This is a genomic window from Bacillus sp. SN32 (genome assembly GCF_002837495.1).
GTDB classification, from domain to species: domain Bacteria; phylum Bacillota; class Bacilli; order Bacillales; family Bacillaceae; genus Bacillus; species Bacillus subtilis.
This window is the reverse complement of the sequence record NZ_PJCT01000006.1, coordinates 110,075-129,086: the sequence shown is the minus strand read 5'-3', so window position 1 is coordinate 129,086 and position 19,012 is coordinate 110,075. Positions and strand designations below refer to the sequence as shown.

Here is a 19,012-nt window from a genome sequence, read left to right as displayed (position 1 = left end):
CACCTGCTTTTCCTATAAAATTAATGCTGCGGGTTCTTCCAAATATGTTTTAATCGCCTTCAGGAATGCAGCGGCTGGGGCGCCGTCACACGCTCTGTGATCAAATGTCAGGCTGAGCGGCAGGATCGTGCTTCTGACGATCTCCTCCCCTTGATACACCGGCGTGTCATAGCTTGCTCCGATGCCGAGAATGCCTGTTTCCGGCGGATTTAGTATCGGTGTGAAATGCTCAACTCCAAACGCGCCAAGGTTTGTAATGGAGAAGGTAGAGCCTTGCAGTTCTTCGCTTCCCGCACGTCCCTCGCGTGCTTTTTTGGCATTTTCTGAGATGGATTGAGCCAGTTCAGTCAGCGATAGCTTTTCAGCATGGCGGATGACAGGCACCACTAAGCCGTTTTCCAAGGCTACAGCCATACCAAGGTGTACATGGGGATGTGTGATGATGCGCTCATTTTGATAAAAGCTGTTCAGCACAGGGTGAGCTTGCAGAGCGAGAACGGCGGCTCTTGAGACAAAATGAGTGATCGTCAGTTTTGTGCCGTATCTCTCTTCCGCAGTTGATGAAAGCTGTTTTTGAAGAGTGGCAAGCTTGGTGATATCAGCCTTCATCGTGATCGTCAGCTGCGCGCTGTTTGCCAGGCTTTCCTGCATTCGGGCAGCGATGACCTTTCTCATGCCTGTCACCGGGATTTCCTGCGCTTTCTGTTCCGAAACAGGCTTTGCCTGATCTTTTTTCTGTTCAGCAAGAGCCTTTGTTACGTCATCCTTCACGATTCGTCCGCCTGGTCCAGTTCCTTTCAGTTGTTTTAGGTCTAATCCTGCTTTTTCTGCTATTTTTCTGGCGACTGGAGATATTTTCATTCGATCTTTTTTGGAGGCTGCGGGTTTGTTTTCTTGTTTGACGGGCTGAACGGCTTGCGGCATATTGTCTTCAGCAACAGGCGCACTCGCCTCTTCCTGCACCGACTCATTGGCGTCCCCGATATAGCAGATAGCTGTGCCGGGCGGAACCTCTTCTCCCTCTTTCACTTTGATATCGATCAGCGTTCCTTTTTCAGGCGCTTCGATCTCCATTTCAATTTTCTCCGATTGAATGCTGGCAATGCTTTCTCCCTTTTCAACCGGGTCGCCTACTTTTTTATTCCATATCGATACTTCCCCTTGTTTCATGGCCATTCCCAATTTTGGCATCACTACTTTTACCGCCATTTGTGTCCCCCCTTTAATTCATTGCCGGCTCGCCAAGCAATTCAAGCGTGACGCTGACAATTTTATCTGGTGTCGGCAAATATTGATCTTCAAGCACTGGTGAAAACGGAACCGGTGTATGCGGCGCTGTAATCCGTTTAATCGGCGCATCAAGCAAATCAAAGCCCTTGTCAGCGACAATCGCAGCAATATCCGTGGCAATGCTGCATCGCGGATTGGCTTCATCAATGATGATCAGCCGGTTTGTTTTTTCTAACGATGTGAAAATCGCATCCTCATCCAGAGGAGACAGACTGCGCGGATCAAGGACCTCAGCTTCGATGCCCCTCTCTGAAAGCTGTGCAGCTGCTTCAAGCGCGGTATTGACCTGCTTGCCGACTGCAAATAGCGTGACATCATTGCCTTCACGTTTGATGTCCGCCTTTCCGAGCGGAATTGTATAATAATCTTCCGGCACCTCGCCCTTCATGTTGTAGGACGTTTTGTCTTCAAAGAAGAACACCGGATCATTATCTTCTATTGCTGCAAGCAGAAGACCTTTGGCATCATACGGATTGGATGGAACAACCGTCTTCAGTCCAGGGATGCTCGTGAAAAGGCCATAAAGCGCTTGTGAATGCTGGGCAGCGGCCCGGAACCCTGCTCCGTATGTGGTGCGGACGGTAATCGGCACTTGCGCTTTTCCGCCGAACATATAACGGAATTTCGCCCCTTGGTTGATCACCTGGTCAAAGCACGTGCCGATAAAATCGTTAAACATTAGCTCGGCAATCGGTCTCAAACCGGTTGATGCCGCAGCCATAGCCGCACCCATGTAGCCCGCCTCAGAAATCGGTGTGTCCAGCACTCTTGTGCGCCCGAATTCCTGTACGAGTCCCTTTGTGACCCCTAATACACCGCCCCATGCTTCATCATCCTGCAAATGATCGACCGCCGCTCCCCCGGCGACATCCTCACCGATCAAAAGCACATTTTCGTCTCTTCTCATCGCAAGCTTCATTGCTTCATTGATCGCGTCTGACATGCTTATGACTCTCGCCATCTCTTACATTCCTCCTTTTTCATATGACACGTACACATCTGTCAGCAGCTCCGAATCTTTTGGATATGGACTGTCTTCGCTGAACGAGACGGCTTTTTCAATCGATTCGCTGACACGCTGTTCAATGTCTGACAGCTTATTAGCATCTGTTTCTTTTAAAAGGTAGTTTTTAAAACCTTGAATGGCATCCTTTTCTTCAAGGTGCTCAACTCTTTCATCCTTCGTTTTATAGGTCTGGGCATCCCCTTCGAAATGGCCGTAGTTTCTGTAGGTCATACATTCAATCAAAGACGGGCCTCCGCCGTTTCTTGCTCTTTCTATCGCTTCCTCGGCTGCCTGGTAAACTGCTAAAATATCTTTGCCGTCAACTGTCACCCCCGGCATGTTATAAGCAGCCGCCCGATCGGCAATTGAATCACAGGCTGATGCGTACTCAAATGGGGTGGCTTCGCCATAGCCGTTATTTTCGGCGACAAACACGACAGGAAGGTTCCATACAGCCGCTAAATTCAGCCCTTCGTGAAAGGTGCCTTGGTTATTTGCCCCGTCCCCGAAAAAGCAAACGCTTACATTTTTAGTCTGTTTATATTTAGCCGTGAGCGCTGATCCGCATGCGAGCGTAAAGCCGCCCCCGACGATTCCATTTGCGCCTAACATGCCTTTATCAAGATCCGCAATGTGCATAGAACCGCCCTTGCCTTTGCACAATCCGGTCGCTTTCCCGAAAATTTCCGCCATCATGCCGTCCAGATCACAGCCTTTGGCGATACAATGTCCATGTCCCCTGTGGGTGCTTGTAATGCTGTCGCCATCATGTAAATGAGCGCACACCCCTACAGCCACGGCTTCCTCACCGGCATATAAATGAACGAATCCGGGAAGCACTCCCTGGGCGAACAGTTCATGCACTTTGTCTTCAAAGCCCCTGATCTCCAGCATCTTTTGGTACATCCACAGCGCTTTTTCCTCAGTTAATGACAAGCCTTCTCGTTTTAACAATTCCATTTTGTGCGCCTCCTTCTATTTAGGGTTCACCATTATAAATGCAAGAAGTGTGCCAGTCTTTTGAGCCCGTAAAATCAGTCTTCTCGTCTTCACTTTGGAGACAGTTTGAGACGTGTGTCTCGTTTTGTCTCAAACTGATTCATTTGTCTCGTTTTACAGCATGCAAAAAAAAGACCGGATATCACCCGGCCTTTGACAATGATCGACGTATTTATTTCCTTGGAAATCTTTTTAACTTCCTAGTTCCTCTGCATCGTTTGACTGAATAGCTGCTTTTGAAAGAAAATCAATTGAATATTTGACATATCCGATACCGCCGTCCCCGTCCTTCTGCATACAGTCTATCGTGCCGTTTGAGTATGTATATCCCTTTTCATTAAGCGTTTTTCTGACTGTTTCCGCCATCTTTGCGGCATCTGTTTTTGATAACCCGCTGGCGTCTAACTGAATCGTCATGCTCATAGGCGCTTTTTCAGCCAGCTGTTTGTTCCATTTTGTATCTAACGTGAACTGTCCGTTTTCAAAACTCAAAGCAGCATCAGCTTTTATAAGTCGAGGAACCGCTTTTTTCAGATCTGCTTCGATTGCCTTCGTTGCTTCTTCATTTACATGTTTTGATACTGATTCGGTATACGCTTCTTCAATTCCATCGCACGTTACTTTAGGATGCAGAAATCCCTTCGTACACATTGGGTAGCGATGAGATTGGGAGGTTGCTTCGAATACATATTCAGAGGTTTTAGCGTTATATACCCCATTCGTGATCTTGATTTCTTTCTTAGGATAGGTTTGTTTCACATAAGAGACTAGCTTCTGTTCTGCAGCATTTTTCGAAAATGGATCACCGAACCATACATGATAGATATATAGTCCGCATCCGAATAATGCAATGGCAAGCAAGCCAAACACAAGTTTTTTCATGTTCCCACTCTTTTCTTCATATGTACGTGCTACAGTTCATGCTTTTCTTCAACAGCCCGGTTCAGCGCTTGGAGCATATAGCCTATGCCTTTGTAAGATGATAGCGGCCAGCTGATATGCTGGTGTTCTCCGATGACGGCGTTTAGAACGCTTCGATATTTTTTTCCGCCAAGCATGACTAGCTCTTCGATATCAGAAAAGCCTTTTTCGTGAAATTGGCGGCTCAGCTCGTCCGCTGTCATGATTTCCGGATGACCGGTGCCAAAAGTGACATCGTAATTTCCCGAAATGAGATCATCAGGGCGGAGGAACCCGTGCTTCGCAGACAAAATCACCCACTCATCGAAAAATGCTTTCGCATACCGTTCGCACGCCTGATGAAACGGGCTGAGATAAGCGTCCTCTGCTCTTACCGGCCCGGCATCAGGCTGGACGTCCCAGATTTTTTTCTTGCCGCAGGGGATGATGCATAGCCGTTTCATTTTCCTCTCCCCCTTTATAAGATATCTCGACTAAATATACCATTATTTTCTTACAATAAATTAGAGAAAAGACAGGCTGAGTAAAAGCTGCGTACAAAAAAGACCCGGATTTACCGAAAATCCAGGTTTATTTTAGTCAAGAATGGTGTAAAAATCCCTTTATTTTGTTAGCCTTTTTTGAATCAAGCACTGCTGTTATTCTACCCCATCAAGATACTTTCTCTCAAAGTCGTCGAGCAATGCACGCACTTCATCTGTTGACTTTGTGTTCATGCATTGATTTCTTAATTCACTTGCCCCTCGGAACCCGCGGAGATAAATTTTAAAAAAGCGAGGAAGAGGCTTGTACGGACGGGCTTCTAATGCTGAATATTTATCATGAAGATCCAGATGCAGCCTTAAGAGATCAAGCAATTCCTTGCTGCTATGCTCTTTCGGCTCCTTTTCAAAGGCAAATGGATTTGTAAAAATACCGCGCCCTATCATAATTCCATCGACGCCGTATTGTTCAGCAAGTTTTAAGCCAGTTTGGCGGTCAGGGATATCGCCATTGATCGTCAAAAGTGTATCTGGTGCCACCTCATCACGAAGTTTCTTAATCTCCGGGATGAGTTCCCAATGGGCATCTACTTTGCTCATTTCCGCTCTTGTACGCAAATGAATAGAAAGATTGGCAATATCCTGTTTCAAAATGTGTGTCAGCCACTCGCGCCATTCATCCACATCCGTGTATCCAAGTCTTGTCTTCACGCTTACAGGCAATCCCCCTGCTTTTGCAGCTTGTATTAATTCTGCCGCAACTGCAGGACGGCAAATAAGGCCGCTTCCCTTTCCATTCCCCGCCACATTAGGCACTGGGCAGCCCATATTGATATCTAGTCCTTTAAATCCTAACTCTGCCATGCCAATACTCATTTTACGGAAGTTTTCAGGCTTATCTCCCCATATATGGGCCACAATTGGCTGTTCATCCTCTGTAAAAGTCAAACGGCCGCGTACGCTATCCTTCCCATCCGGATGGCAATAGCTCTCTGAGTTTGTGAACTCTGTAAAAAATACATCCGGTCTGCCTGCTTCACTTACTACATGCCGGAAAACAACATCTGTCACATCTTCCATTGGTGCCAGTACAAAAAATGGCCGTGGTAATTCACGCCAGAAATTTTCTGTCATAACAAAAATCAAATCCTTTCATTAGGGGATACGGCTATACCTTTATCTCAATATTAAAAAACTGACCATGCTTTCTTTTTACACTTATCGCATGCGAAAGCATTTCTTATCAATCTATAGTAAATTTTGAACATTTCACGTGGGATGATTATCTAAACCATATATTGTGGTTAACACTGGCGCTGACCTTCGTCTTTCTTAGTGGCCTTACTTTTGAACTTTTTGGATAAAAAGAATTCCAACCTAAATAGAATATCATATGAGTTCTCCATATTACCAACGCAAAATAATTGCCCTGTTATTGAAGATAAGATATTTAACACTACACCATATCCGTATCTCTATATCATATTTGCGGAAAAACTAATTTCAAGAGATAAACTTTGATTAAGCAAATTGAGTTGGGGGTGGTATAACTAGTACTCAAGAGAATGAAAAAGCTTTAACTTACGGCTTGCTACTACTTGTGAATCACATGTGGTAAAGAGGATGAGAACGGTAATCCTGCTCCAGAACCAATAAAATAGACTGCTGACTAAGTGTCGCAGTCTTCACTCATAAGATAATTAAGAAAGTGTTCATTTTCTTTCATCATTAAATAAGGCATCAGAAGTTATTGCTTTAATTTCGAATATCCTTTGTTATCCCTGTAATTATTTGTATAATAGTGAAAACTCCCAAGAAAACAGTAATAATATTAAACCATGGATTATCATAGAATGAAAGATATGTTTGAAAGAAATCTTGTTCAACTATGTTTGCTGGGAATCCATTCATTTCTCTATACTTAGGACCCCATCCCGTTAATTCTACAAAATTAAAATAAAGCTGAGATACTAAAAATGCCAAAAATGTTTGAAACCAACTTCTTTTATATAACGGTCGTTTTTTATATACTTTATCCATTTAATTATCCATTTCCTTCTCTGCAATACTTTTTAGCCAAGTGTCAATCTAAAATCATTATATTATGAAGCATGATTGTCGCAAGGATATAACCATTGTAGGTATTACTGTAATAGTTGTTATCGTCTCGGCACTATTATTTAATTGTTGTAGTGCTCATACGTTATGCATTTTAAAATGGGGTTGGCCATCATTTTCACCTCTTTCATTTATTACAATGTTTCAACTTTTTACATCGAATGACTCTTGAAATGATATACGCCATACTTTTCCTTATATTCCTATAATCAATATTTCACACGTAATAACTGCAAGTCAATATATAATTTTACAAATTATGAAAATACATCTATGATTTTACATCATTCTACTCATGTATTTTAATCATACTGGAAGGAAATTTTTCCGGTTAAATAACTGCTAATTAGAAAAATAAACATTTAAAGTTTTGTTTATAGGAAGAGGGATAAATTATATACAATCTTATCTATTTAATAAAATATATAAAGGAAATGGAGTATGTAAAAAATGAAGAATTTCGATGGTTTACATATTTGCCAGTTTACAGCCTAAGCGCTCATGCTGAAGAATCAAATAATGATGACTCTATCATAATTAACCTCGGCTCAAAAGTAAGTGAATCGACAATAAACAAGGTTCAGAAATATAGAAACAAATTTAAACCTATTTTCAGCAAAAAAGATATTGAGGAGTAATCGATTATTGTAGATACTGAAGAGTCTTTTATTCCAGTTGAAGATAATACACAAGACTTCCATTGGCGATGATATAACATAATTAATTTAAGTTTACCTACTTTCTTATCAAAAAAAGATAAAGAAGATAGAGATCGCTAGTAAGTAAGTCTCTAGGCTTTCGAAAGGGATATGAACCTACTTTAGGGACAAGTGTAGCGCTCCAATAGTAACTGCTACAGCAGCCCTATTCGAGTTAAAATAGACTTTTCCTACCGAACCCCCATTTTCATACTTTTCCTGTTCAAAATTGGCTGTTTTTCACCCGCTTTTCAACACGTTTTTATCAACTCTTTTCGCCAGTTAAAATAAAGATCTCCGCGAAAAAAAGAAAGATAAAATTGGGAAAAGACAGTCAGGACAAGGGCTGTACATGAAAAAAAGACCCGGAAATCGGAATTGTTTATTTTACCGAAATCCAGGTCTGATTAGGTATTGTTTATTTTAGTTAGACGCTTTCAATACAAGTCTCGCCACTGCTTCAACATGCGCCGTCTGCGGAAACATATCGACAGGCTGAATATAGTCCACGCGATAGTCCTTCGACAGCGTCTGCAAATCCTTCGCGAGCGTGGATGGATTGCAGGATACGTAGACGAAGCGTTTTGGTTTGACTTTTTTGATCGTGTCCAGGAACGTGCTGTCACAGCCGGTTCTTGGCGGGTCTACGATGACGACGTCCGGGCGGAAGCCTTCTTTCGTCCATTTCGGGAGCCAGTGCTCGGCTGTTCCTGTTACGTATGTGGCATTTGCCATGCCGTGTTTTTTGGCGTTTTTCTTAGCATCGTCAATCGATTCCTTGATGACGTCCATGCCGCGGACTTCCTTCGCTCCGTCCGCCACCCACATGCCGATAGTGCCGACACCGCAATACGCATCAACGACTTTTTCTTTTCCGGTCAGCTGCGCCGCTTTTTTCACTTCATCATACAGCTTGACGGTCTGTTCCGGGTTGAGCTGGAAGAAAGCGCGGGCGCTCAATTCAAAAGATACGTCGCCGAGCACTTCTTGAATCACTGTTTTTCCGGCGAGCGGTTTTGTTTTCTCACCAAAAATCACTGAAGTTTTCGCACCATTTACATTCTGAATAATGGATTTGACCTCTGGCAATCGCTTTTGAATCGCTTTGACGATTTCTTCCTTGTGCGGAAGCGTTTCTTTTGCGGTTACAAGCACAACCTGCACTTCGCCTGTTTCAAAGCCGACTCTCGTCACGATCGTGCGAACGTCGCCTTTTCGTTTTCTTTCATTATAAACAGACACATTGAAGTCCTCTAAAATGCGGCGGACGATGCCTGTTGTTTTGTTCGTTGCCGGATGCTGAACGATACAGTCTTTAATCGGCACGATATCATGAGAATCAAGGCCGTATAAGCCGGCGATGATGCTGCCGCTTTGCGAGCGTCCGATCTGGAATTGGCTTTTATTGCGGTAATTCCACGGGTTGTCCATGCCAATCGTTTCTTTGATTTCCATGTTTTCAACTTTAAACTTCGTATGGCGTTCAAGAGACTGAATGACGATATCGCGTTTTTCCCGAAGCTGCTGGCTGTATGCAAGGTGCTGAAGCTGACAGCCGCCGCATTGCTCATAAACAGGGCAAGGCGGTGCCACCCGGTGCTCAGACGCCTTGCGGATTTTCTTAATGCGGCCCTCCGAAAACTTCGGCTGGACCTTTGTGGCCTGCACAACAACTTCTTCGCCAGGAAGCGCGCCGGGCACGAAGACGACTTTTTTCTTAAAATAGCCGACACCTTCTCCGTTAATGCCGAGACGCTTAATCGTCAGCGGAAAGGTTTGTCCGACCTTCAGTTCGACGGGCGCCTGTTTCTTTTGTTGGTTCACGTTGTTCTCTCCGTTTCTATATGAAGCTTTCTGCAGCTGGCAGAAAGTGAAATGGTTTTTTCACATCTTTCTAGTATAACACGTTTGCAGGATTTCCTTCATTGTCAGACGAATTATTCTATACTTCTCCACAAATACAAAGACGCATAGCTTAAATAAGGCTCCCACTCCTTGCTCATCGCCAGCATGACATCCTTTGCCGGCTTATCGTCCAGCTGAAAATGGCGTTTGATGGCATTCTGGAGGCCGATATCGGCAAGCGGGAATAAATTGGGACGGCCAAGTCCGAACATGAGGATATTTTGCACGGTCCACGGGCCGATACCCCTGATTTTGATCAGTTTCTTCATAATGTCTTCATCCGCCATATGCGGCAGCTCTGACAAGCTGAGTGTGCCTTCTGCGATCATCCTTGATGTATCAATGGTGTATTCCGCTTTTCTCATGCTGAATTGCAGATCACGCAGATCCTGATAATCGAGTTCTGCAATCGTTTCCGGCTTTGGGTAGCACCACACGCCATCCTTCTGCTCGCCAAACGCATGAACAAACCGTTCTGTTAGCGTGTAAGCGAAGGAAAGATTGAGCTGCTGGTGGATAATGCATTTCATCATGCAGTTGTACACGCTGTAGTCCAGAACAAGCGGCGTCCCGGCATGCTCTTCAAAAATGGCGGACAGGCTCGTTTTTGAAAAATGATCCAGAACGTGCTGCAAATGATTTTCCCATTGGAAAATCCGCTTGATTTCCTTCATCATTTCTCCCTGATCCGTTTCCCCGCTGACGAGGAACTCAGGCTCGCCCGGATGGCCTAACGCCTGTACCTTTACAATACATACGTCCCCCGCTTGATTTCTGATTGGGACACGGACTTCCCTCGCCTCTCGATCAACAGCATTGAGGGGGTCTAAAGACAGCCTGTCCAGCACGCGGTCAAAATGATACGGAGGCGTGACAGATACTTTTTCCTTCCACATGAGATCCACCCTTTTTTCCGTTTTTGTTCAGTATAACATGCCGCTGGAATTAGGCAGAGAGTACCGTATACTTTTCTCATAAAGACCGCATGATATAATGGCAGGTGGAGGGTTGTTTATGATCAACATTACCGCAATCACAACAGAGCATCAGCTGCTGAAAAATATACCGATCGAACGAGTGGAACAGCCTGATATTGCATGGTACTGGGTTGATTTTTACGGCCCGGAGGATACGGAAACGGCGTTATTGAGAGATTTTTTTCATTTTCACCCGCTTGCCATTGAGGATTGCTTCCAGCATATGCAGCGGCCAAAGCTTGACCATTATGACAGCTATCGTTTTTACGTGATTCATGCGCTGAATAAGGAAACACTTGAGACGGAGGAAGTCGATATCTTTCAAGGCGAAAAATTTGTCGTCACCTTTCATTTACACGAAACGCCCGGTATCGCTAAAGTCCGGGAGCGTTTGTATGCTTCACCGGACATATTGAAAAAAGGGCCCGGGCATATTTCTTATATGATCATGGATCAGCTTGTTGATGAATATTTTCCTCTCGTGTATAAAATCGAAGACCGGCTGAATGAAATTGAAGAAAGCCGTCCCCACAAAACGTATGGAACGCTGATGAATGAGGTGTTTGATCTCAGAACAGACCTATTGCATTTGAGACGGACGATTATCCCGATGCGTGATTTGCTCTACCGGATTTTAAGCCTTGACCATGTGAAAGAGCAGCGGGAAACGAAAGCCTATTTCAGCGACATATATGATCATTTGTTAAAGTTGTCTGAAATTGTGGAATCCAACCGTGACATGACGTCCGACTTGCGTGACAGCTACGTGACGCTAAACTCAAACCGGATGAATGCGATTATGATGACACTGACGATCGTATCAACCATTTTCATCCCGCTCACCTTTATTGCCGGTGTATACGGTATGAACTTCGACTTTATGCCGGAACTGCATTGGAAATACGGATATTTCGCTGTACTTGGCCTGATGGCCGCGCTTGTGATTGGAATGCTGATTTGGTTTGTACATAAAGGATGGTTCAATATTTTTAAATGAGGACAGCGAGCAGCTGTTCTTTTTTGTTGTAAGCCGATCGCTATGCATATTCTGTTCATATTGTTTATAATGGAAAAAATATTCAGGGAGTGATTAGATTGAAAATTGCTGTCATCGGACTCGGCAATATGGGACAGCCCATTGCCCGAAATGTTCTTCAAGCAGGCTACGAATTGACTGTCTATAACCGGACGAAACAAAAGACAGAAGACCTTGTCACAGAAGGCGCACAGGCAGCTGATACGCCGCGGCTGGCGGCAAAATCCGCTGATATTGTCATCACAATGCTTGCAGATGATGATTCAGTCAGCACCGTGACATTCGGAGAAGACGGGCTGCTTGAAGGATTAGCAGAGAACGGCATTCACATCTCGATGAGCACAATCAGTGTTGAGTTCTCAGAAAAGCTCGCAGCGGCTCATGCAGAGAAAGGACAATTTTTTCTCGCCGCTCCTGTCCTTGGCAGACCGGATGCCGCAGCCAAAGCCGCGCTCCGTATCATAACAGCCGGACCGGCGGAAGCAAAGCAAGCTGCCAAGCCTCTGCTCGACAGCCTGAGCCAGCAGGTATTTGACGTCGGCGAAGAAAGCAAGACGGCAAATGCAGCCAAAATCAGCATCAATTTCTTGCTCGTGTCCATGCTGGAAGCGTTATCTGAATCCTTCTTAATGATGGAGAAATACGGCTTAGAACAAAAACAATTTTTAGAAATCGCCAGCGCGCTCTTTGGTTCTCCAGTCTATCAAAATTACGGAACCATTATGGCCGAGCAGAAATTTGAGCCGGCCGGCTTCAAAATGTCTTTAGGGCTGAAGGATACCAACCTGGCACTCGCCGCCGCAAAACGGGTTTCTGCAAATCTTCCTCTTGCCGAGCTGGCCAAGAGCCATTTTGAAAGCGGGATTGAGAAAGGCTTCGGGGATCTGGACTGGGCCGCACTGATTAAATGTATAAAATAAAGAAAAACCTCTCCATTTCAGGAGAGGCTCTTCTCATTACAAGGACGGCATCTTCATTTCTTTCTCAAACATCAGATCATCAATGCTTTTAAAAGTGTAGCCCTGTTTTTTCAGATCTGTAATCGCGTCATCCAGCGCTTCTGCATTGTCCCTTGATACGGTGTGCAGCAGGTAAATGGCTCCCGGGTGCGCCTGCTTAATCATATGATCGTAGGCATATTTCTTCCCCTTTTGGTTGTTGATTTTCCAATCAACAAAAGCGACCGACCAGAAAACGGTTTGATAGCCGAGGCGTTTCGTTTCTTTCAGTACGTACTCACTGAACACGCCGCGCGGCGGACGCAAATACAGGTTGTCCTGCTTTCCCGTAATTTTATAAACCTCTTCGTTGACTGAATCAAGTTCATCCTGAATCTGATCAGCTGTTTTTGTCGTTAAATCCGGATGGTGAAAGGAATGGTTGCCGATAATATGGCCCTCATCTGACATTCGTTTGATCAGCTGAGGCTGGTCCTTTACGAAATGCCCGGTGACAAAAAACGTTCCTGTTACGCGATGTTTTTTTAAGACATCAAGCACTTTTGGCGTATAGCCATTTTCATATCCGTTATCAAACGTTAAGTAAATCGTTTTTTCCTTTGTATTCCCTAAATAAAACGCGTCATATTTTTCAATTAAACTGTTCAGCTGCTTCCCGGCATCTGGCGGCTGATGATTGACACTTCGTTTAAAGCCCCAATTAATCGGCTCATTCGGCACCGCTTCCGCCTGTGCTGCACCTCCGGCAAGCAATACGGCGGCGCAGCATATTGAACACATCCACTTCATGGCCAGCGCTCCTTCTGCATTTTTTCTTATTTTACAGATAGGGGCTTTGTTTTATACTGTTGCTTTATGCCAATAAAAAAACCGCAGCGGGCGCGCGGTTTTATTCCCAATCTTTTTTAAAACGTTCGTATTTGGCTTCCAGGTCATCAAGCATGCTGATAAGCCTGTCTATATCTTCAACGTCGGTTGCTTCAGGGTCTAATGAATCGATGACGTTCATAAACATGTCAAGTCTGTTCTTTAAATAATCAATCTGCTGATCTTTATTGTTTACGGCGTTCCCCATTCTGTTCCTCCATTCATTTTTTAATATGGTAGCTCATTTTTTGCCGTTTTTCAATCGCCGCGCTACTTGCGATCTTGGCAAATCAGGTCTAAAATTAACTGTTGGCAGCGTTAGTATGCCCATTTATAAAGGAGTTAGATAGTCATGACACAAAACACGAAGCTGCGTCCGATTACGCCCGAGTTTGACCCTTGGGAAGCCTATATGGATGTTGACCAATACGGAGACATGCAGCTGACAAACGTTGAATTCACAACGACGACACTGTGCAATATGAGATGCGAGCATTGTGCTGTAGGCTATACATTGCAGCCTAAAGACCCGAATGCTCTGCCAATAGATCTTCTGTTAAAACGGCTGGAGGAAATCCCGCGCCTCAGATCCATCAGCATCACAGGCGGAGAGCCGATGCTTTCGTTGAAATCAGTAAAAGAATATGTTGTTCCTTTATTGAAATATGCCCATGAACGGGGTGTGCGGACACAAATTAATTCAAATCTGACCCTCGACATCGAGCGGTACGAATGGATCATTCCGTATCTCGATGTGCTACATATTTCTCATAACTGGGGTACAGTTGAAGATTTTGCTGAAATCGGCTTTGCCATGATGGACAGAAAACCGACCTTCGAACAGCGCGCGCGCTATTTTGAAAAAATGATCGAAAACAGCCGCACGCTCGTGGATGCAGGAGTAATGGTATCTGCGGAAACGATGCTGAACAAACGAACACTTCCGCATATTGAGCATATTCACCGCCAAATCACAGAAGATATGAAATGTCAGCGTCACGAGGTCCACCCAATGTATCCAAGCGATTTCGCAAGCGCTCTTGAATCCCTCAGCCTGAAAGAGATGAGACAGGCCATTCACCGCTTGCTGGATATTCGTGATGAAAATACGTGGATGCTGTTCGGAACGCTGCCGTTTTATGCCTGCAGTCCGGACGAAGACGACCAAAAGCTGCTTCGCCGGCTTCGCGCGGCGAAAAACGTCACAGTGCGAAATGACCCTGACGGCCGATCCCGCCTGAATGTGAACATTTTCGACGGAAACATTATCGTGACCGATTTCGGTGATACCCCGCCGCTTGGCAACATTCAGACGGACAGCCTTCCTTCCGCCTATGAAAAGTGGAGAGAGACCAAGCTTGCGAAGGAACTGAGTTGCCACTGCCCGAATGTCCGGTGCCTCGGACCGAATGTTCTTGTTAAAAACAGTTATTATCAGGATACAGACTTCACAAAACGTCAAGCCAGGAGTTAGATGCGGATGAAAGAAACACTTACGGAGATTTTTCAAAATAAAATCGTCGATATTCTCCTCGTTGCCGTTATCCTTTGGATCGGTGTCTTTATCATCAACCGGCTGGTACAGCTATTTTTTAAACGGACGGATTTTATTGAAGAAAAAAAGGAAAAAACGATTGAAAGCCTTGTCCGTTCTGTCACCCAGTATACGGCGACAATTGGTTTTATCTTTTACGTTATTTCTTTATTTGTGCATGATTTCGGCAAGATATTGGCCGGGGCGGGCGTAGCAGGTATCGTGATCGGTTTTGGCGCCCAATCGCTGATCAAAGATGTGCTGGCTGGTGTGTTCTTAATATATGAACGCCAGCTGCACAAAGGCGATTATGTCACCGTCAACAACTTGTTCAACGGGACAGTGGAGGAAATCGGCCTCCGCTCGCTGCAAATCCGGGAATGGAGCGGGAAGCTGCTCACCATCAGCAACGGTGAGGTCAGACAAATAGAGAACTATAATATTGATTTTATGCGGATTACCGAATCCTTTCTTATCAGCTTTAAAGAAGATCCGGACCGCGTGTACAGCGTGTTGGAAGAGGCATGTGACATGCTGAACGAAGAGCTTCGTGATTCATTGAAGCGGGATGAATTCGGCAATCCGACAGAACCGTTTCAAATCCACGGCATCACCGCATTGAATAAAATCAATCGCGGCGTCGAATTTACGGTTAAAGGCATGGTGAAAGATGATGATTATTTCAGTGCCAGCCTTGCAGTAAGACGGGTTCTCGTTCGCCAGCTCTACCAAAACAAAGTGCAAATGCTTGAGGAAGCGGTCCGAATCGAGAGAACCCAATAAACAAAAAAACTGATTCCGAGTTGGAATCAGTTTTTTATTTATCTTGGCAGTGAGGAAAGCTGAAAGCCAAACGTGACATGATCTTGAACCGGAATCCACGCGCCGATTCCCTGTGACGTGACATTTTTCACGACGAGTTTTCGTTTATTTCCTTTCAGCACTAAGTACACTTCTCCGTAAGTCACTTTTCCTTTTTCATTCACAGCCGGTGCATATGCATGTAGATAACCGATTTTTTTAGGAGCGACTTTATAAATCTGATCCCGTTTTGTGCCAGCCCCAATGACCGTCTCAAATGCAAGCGGAAGGTTCGTTTTCTTCATTGCTTTTTGCATCATCATGCTTTTGACATCTTCAGCATTTGGAACTTTAGCTGTCAGGCCGCCCTTCACTCTGTACTGCTGTTCCTGGGCATAATGCATTTCAGCCGTTTCTTTCCCGCCGCGGTTATCCGCACGGTTTGTATTGATTTTTTTATATTCCCAGTTTGCGACTGTTTCATTTGATTCATAGCCGAGCGCCCATTTCCCGAGAAATATTGTCGCCCGGTACCCTACTGCAAGCGGTGTGCCGGATATGTTGGATTCATTCAGCATTTTGATGAGATGCGGATTTTCAATCTTTACCTCAGAATGATCGAGCAATTCCTTTGCCAGCTTGCTCGGCTGAAGCATTGGCTGATCCTGTGAAGCATTCGGATACGTGTTTTCCTTTGAAATGCTTGCGACAGAATTAGGAACCTTAAACTGCTTTTTCGCGTGGATGGGCTGAACGCCGAAAAAACTAAAGAATAACAACACAATAAGTGTGGAATGAAATAGCTTTTTCATCATATCACTCTTTCTATGGCATTTTCCCTTAGTCTTTTCATCCCGCTTTGTTGTTATCCATCATTTTTTCAGGTTAAAGAAGGAAAAAGCCGATCGCCATAATGACATATGCAGCAAGCAGTGTCGCCCCTTCAAACCAGTTGGAATCCCCGTCATTCGAAATCGCGATCATCAAGAGAACCGCTGATACCATCGCGACGAGCTCCGGCAATGTAAATACAAGCGGCATGCTTGTCGGAAAAAAGATAGAACAGATGACGAGAACCGGTGCGACAAACATAGCGATCTGCAGCGTAGAGCCGACTGCAATTTCAACCGCAATGTCCATTTTATTTTTGAAGGCCATAATAATCGCTGACGCGTGCTCCGCCGCATTTCCTACAATCGCCACGATGATGACCCCGATAAACAGCTCGCTCCACCCGAACTGTTCAGCCACCGAGTGAAAGGTATGGACCAGGTTTTCGGATATGTATGCCACCACAATCGTTGCCGCAAACAAGACAATCGTCGCAACCTTCCCTGACCATTCCGGCTCTTCCTCTCCTTCAGTCTGAGCGGCATTATTCGGCTGATAAACGCCCCGATGCGTGACAAGTTTAAAGTACAGCGCCGCCACATATAACAGAATCATAATGATGCTGATGCCGATGCTTAAATTGAGTTTGCTGGCGTTTCCCATACCAACAGAGAATACCTCCGGAATCACAAAGGCGACAATGATGGCAAAAATCAGAAGCCCGGAATTATGGCGGGCATCATGGATATTAAATTCCTGCCGCTTATATTTTAAACCGCCGACAAAAAACGATAGGCCCGCTACCAGCAGCAGGTTCCCCAGCACTGAACCGGTTAAAGAGGCAAGTACGATTCCTGTCAGGCCTTCCTTTAATGCAAAAAGGGAAATAATCAGCTCCACCGCATTCCCGAAGGTGGCGTTCAACAAACCGCCGATACGCGGTCCTGCAATGATGGACAGTGATTCTGTCGCCCTCCCCATATAGCTTGCAAGCGCGATAATCGTCACGCAATAAACGGCAAAAAGAACCGCGGAAGGCCAATGCATCAAACTGCCAATCACAGAAAGCGGAACACCGGCCGCCACTAAAATAAAAAAGATACGATTCATGGTGAAATAGCTCCTTTTTTATGACTTGTTTTATTTTTATTCTTCACAAAAACCTTCATGATTACACGAGGGCAAATGTATAGCGTGATATAGGCTTTTTTCAGGTTGCCTGCTTTTGGAAAACGTTGTACGATCAACATAGATTCCACATAAGGAGAACTGACACGATGTTACGATTTCATTTCTTTATCCTTGTCTTGCTCGTTTCCATTTCCGGGTTTTCACAAGGCATGCTGCTGCCTGTCATTTCAATCATTTTTGAAACAAATGGAGAATCCGCTGCTATCAACGGCCTGCACGCGACCGGGCTGTATATCGGTGTGCTTTTGGCTTCGCCGTTTATGGAAGCGCCGCTCAGAAAGCTCGGGTTCAAGCCGCTGATCGTCATGGGCGGAAGCATTGTCATTTTAAGCTTATTCGGATTTATTTGGCTTCAGTCAGTTTGGGTCTGGTTCCTGCTTCGCCTGTTCATTGGAATCGGCGACCACATGCTTCACTTTTCTACGCAAACGTGGGTGACCTCCATGTCATCAAAACAAAATCGCGGAAGAAACCTGTCTATTTATGGGCTTTCCTTTGGCCTTGGCTTTGCCGCAGGCCCGTTCATGGTGCCGCTTGTCAAGCTGAGTCCGTCGCTTCCTTTTATCGTGTCCGGCTGCATCAGTCTGTTTGCGTGGCTTTTTGTTTTCTTTCTACAAAATGCATACCCGGAAACCAGTCCTCATGAAACCAAATCTGACAATAGTTTCAGGCGATTTTATCAGGCCATGCTGTTTGGGTGGGTTGCCTTTATGCCTACATTTGGCTACGGCTTTCTGGAAACGGCGCTGAACGGAAGCTTTCCGGTGTACGCGCTCCGTTTGGGGATATCAGTAGACGCAGTAGCGATCATCCTTCCCGCATTTGCGATTGGAAGCATTATCTTTCAGTTTCCGCTCGGCATCCTCAGCGATAAATACGGCAGGCGGAATGTGCTGCTGGTGATTTTACTGACTGGGGCTCTTTGCTTTTTCATCGCCGGTGTATTTCCTTCGCCCTACGTGATCGGCGGCTGCTTTTTTATTGCAGGAATGGCAGTCGGATCAACCTTTACACTTGGCATCAGCTATATGACAGACCTTCTTCCGCCTCACCTCCTGCCGGCGGGGAACCTGCTTTGCGGCATTACATTCAGTCTCGGCAGCATCCTCGGCCCGGTTGCCGGCGGCTGGTATATGCAGACATTTGAAAGCGCAAACTTGTTCTACTTCATTACTCTCACGCTTAGCGCTGTGTGGCTGGCCCTTGTGCTGGGCAAACCGAAAAGCTGGTCACCGGCTGAAACCTATTCTTCATCTTCTTAATCAAAAAGCCTCCCGACATCATGTCAGGAGGCTTTTATGCTAATGGTAGCCGTTTTGTCCGTTGGCGCTTCCGCTTGTTTTATGGCTCGATTTGCTTTTCGAGTTTTGTTTGTTATGGCTTCCGCCTTTTTTCGT

Annotated in this window: 18 protein-coding genes; 5 read left to right on the top strand and 13 right to left on the bottom strand. The window is 45.2% G+C overall.

The annotated features are described in order from the left end of the window. Positions 1 to 12: 12 nt before the first annotated feature. The 9 genes from acoC to CW370_RS18825 form a co-directional block, all read right to left on the bottom strand. Complete coding sequence (acoC, locus tag CW370_RS18865; RefSeq protein WP_029946307.1) at positions 13 to 1,209, bottom strand: acetoin dehydrogenase complex dihydrolipoyllysine-residue acetyltransferase; 1,197 nt, start codon at positions 1,207 to 1,209, stop codon at positions 13 to 15. A 13-nt stretch (positions 1,210 to 1,222) separates the two neighbouring features. Beyond that, positions 1,223 to 2,251 carry an acetoin:2,6-dichlorophenolindophenol oxidoreductase subunit beta gene (acoB, locus tag CW370_RS18860; RefSeq protein ID WP_024572068.1) on the bottom strand — a complete coding sequence of 343 codons (1,029 nt, stop codon included), beginning with the start codon at positions 2,249 to 2,251 and terminating at the stop codon, positions 1,223 to 1,225. Positions 2,252 to 2,254: 3 nt separating this feature from the next. Then, entirely contained in the window at positions 2,255 to 3,256 is a 1,002-nt protein-coding gene (acoA, locus tag CW370_RS18855) for an acetoin:2,6-dichlorophenolindophenol oxidoreductase subunit alpha (RefSeq protein ID WP_015383114.1), read from the bottom strand. Between the two features lie 231 nt (positions 3,257 to 3,487). Next, the gene (locus tag CW370_RS18850) at positions 3,488 to 4,177 is read right to left on the bottom strand and encodes a YfjL-like protein (protein ID WP_024572067.1); all 690 of its coding nucleotides are present in this window, start codon (positions 4,175 to 4,177) and stop codon (positions 3,488 to 3,490) included. A gap of 29 nt (positions 4,178 to 4,206) precedes the next feature. Next, positions 4,207 to 4,659, bottom strand: a complete 453-nt coding sequence (locus CW370_RS18845) for a DUF6884 domain-containing protein (RefSeq protein WP_024572066.1) — start codon at positions 4,657 to 4,659, stop codon at positions 4,207 to 4,209. Positions 4,660 to 4,854: 195 nt separating this feature from the next. Further along, complete coding sequence (locus tag CW370_RS18840) at positions 4,855 to 5,832, bottom strand: tRNA dihydrouridine synthase (RefSeq protein ID WP_024572065.1); 978 nt, start codon at positions 5,830 to 5,832, stop codon at positions 4,855 to 4,857. A gap of 621 nt (positions 5,833 to 6,453) precedes the next feature. Next, the gene (locus tag CW370_RS18835) at positions 6,454 to 6,738 is read right to left on the bottom strand and encodes a YfzA family protein (RefSeq protein WP_024572064.1); all 285 of its coding nucleotides are present in this window, start codon (positions 6,736 to 6,738) and stop codon (positions 6,454 to 6,456) included. Between the two features lie 1,199 nt (positions 6,739 to 7,937). After that, positions 7,938 to 9,338, bottom strand: a complete 1,401-nt coding sequence (gene rlmD / locus CW370_RS18830; RefSeq protein WP_029946308.1) for a 23S rRNA (uracil(1939)-C(5))-methyltransferase RlmD — start codon at positions 9,336 to 9,338, stop codon at positions 7,938 to 7,940. Positions 9,339 to 9,451: 113 nt separating this feature from the next. Then, positions 9,452 to 10,315 carry a DNA-3-methyladenine glycosylase family protein gene (locus CW370_RS18825; protein WP_024572951.1) on the bottom strand — a complete coding sequence of 288 codons (864 nt, stop codon included), beginning with the start codon at positions 10,313 to 10,315 and terminating at the stop codon, positions 9,452 to 9,454. A 118-nt stretch (positions 10,316 to 10,433) separates the two neighbouring features. Here CW370_RS18825 and corA point away from each other — a divergent pair, with 118 nt between their 5' ends. Continuing rightward, positions 10,434 to 11,393, top strand: coding sequence for a magnesium/cobalt transporter CorA (corA, locus tag CW370_RS18820; RefSeq protein WP_024573320.1), 960 nt, complete (start codon positions 10,434 to 10,436; stop codon positions 11,391 to 11,393). Between the two features lie 98 nt (positions 11,394 to 11,491). Next, positions 11,492 to 12,352 (top strand): NAD(P)-dependent oxidoreductase, encoded by an 861-nt coding sequence (locus tag CW370_RS18815; RefSeq protein WP_014476157.1) that lies wholly within the window; start codon positions 11,492 to 11,494, stop codon positions 12,350 to 12,352. A 36-nt stretch (positions 12,353 to 12,388) separates the two neighbouring features. Here the strand turns inward: CW370_RS18815 and pdaA are convergent, their stop codons facing one another. Together pdaA and CW370_RS18805 are read right to left on the bottom strand one after the other, a co-directional pair. Continuing rightward, positions 12,389 to 13,180, bottom strand: coding sequence for a delta-lactam-biosynthetic de-N-acetylase (gene pdaA, locus CW370_RS18810; protein ID WP_014479173.1), 792 nt, complete (start codon positions 13,178 to 13,180; stop codon positions 12,389 to 12,391). 100 nt (positions 13,181 to 13,280) lie between these two features. Then, positions 13,281 to 13,466: an SE1561 family protein gene (locus CW370_RS18805; RefSeq protein WP_003223132.1), complete on the bottom strand. Its 186-nt coding sequence runs from the start codon at positions 13,464 to 13,466 to the stop codon at positions 13,281 to 13,283. 144 nt (positions 13,467 to 13,610) lie between these two features. Here CW370_RS18805 and yfkAB point away from each other — a divergent pair, with 144 nt between their 5' ends. Beyond that, entirely contained in the window at positions 13,611 to 14,732 is a 1,122-nt protein-coding gene (gene yfkAB / locus CW370_RS18800; RefSeq protein WP_003233655.1) for a radical SAM/CxCxxxxC motif protein YfkAB, read from the top strand. Continuing rightward, the gene (mscC, locus tag CW370_RS18795; RefSeq protein ID WP_080262689.1) at positions 14,733 to 15,575 is read left to right on the top strand and encodes a mechanosensitive ion channel protein MscC; all 843 of its coding nucleotides are present in this window, start codon (positions 14,733 to 14,735) and stop codon (positions 15,573 to 15,575) included. Between the two features lie 38 nt (positions 15,576 to 15,613). On the opposite strand, the gene CW370_RS18790 is transcribed toward mscC, so the two are convergent. After that, entirely contained in the window at positions 15,614 to 16,408 is a 795-nt protein-coding gene (locus tag CW370_RS18790; RefSeq protein ID WP_003233657.1) for a YfkD famly protein, read from the bottom strand. A 70-nt stretch (positions 16,409 to 16,478) separates the two neighbouring features. Beyond that, positions 16,479 to 17,534 carry a calcium/proton exchanger gene (gene cax / locus CW370_RS18785; protein ID WP_101169907.1) on the bottom strand — a complete coding sequence of 352 codons (1,056 nt, stop codon included), beginning with the start codon at positions 17,532 to 17,534 and terminating at the stop codon, positions 16,479 to 16,481. 167 nt (positions 17,535 to 17,701) lie between these two features. Here cax and CW370_RS18780 point away from each other — a divergent pair, with 167 nt between their 5' ends. After that, entirely contained in the window at positions 17,702 to 18,877 is a 1,176-nt protein-coding gene (locus CW370_RS18780; RefSeq protein ID WP_029946136.1) for an MFS transporter, read from the top strand. Positions 18,878 to 19,012 lie beyond the last annotated feature (135 nt).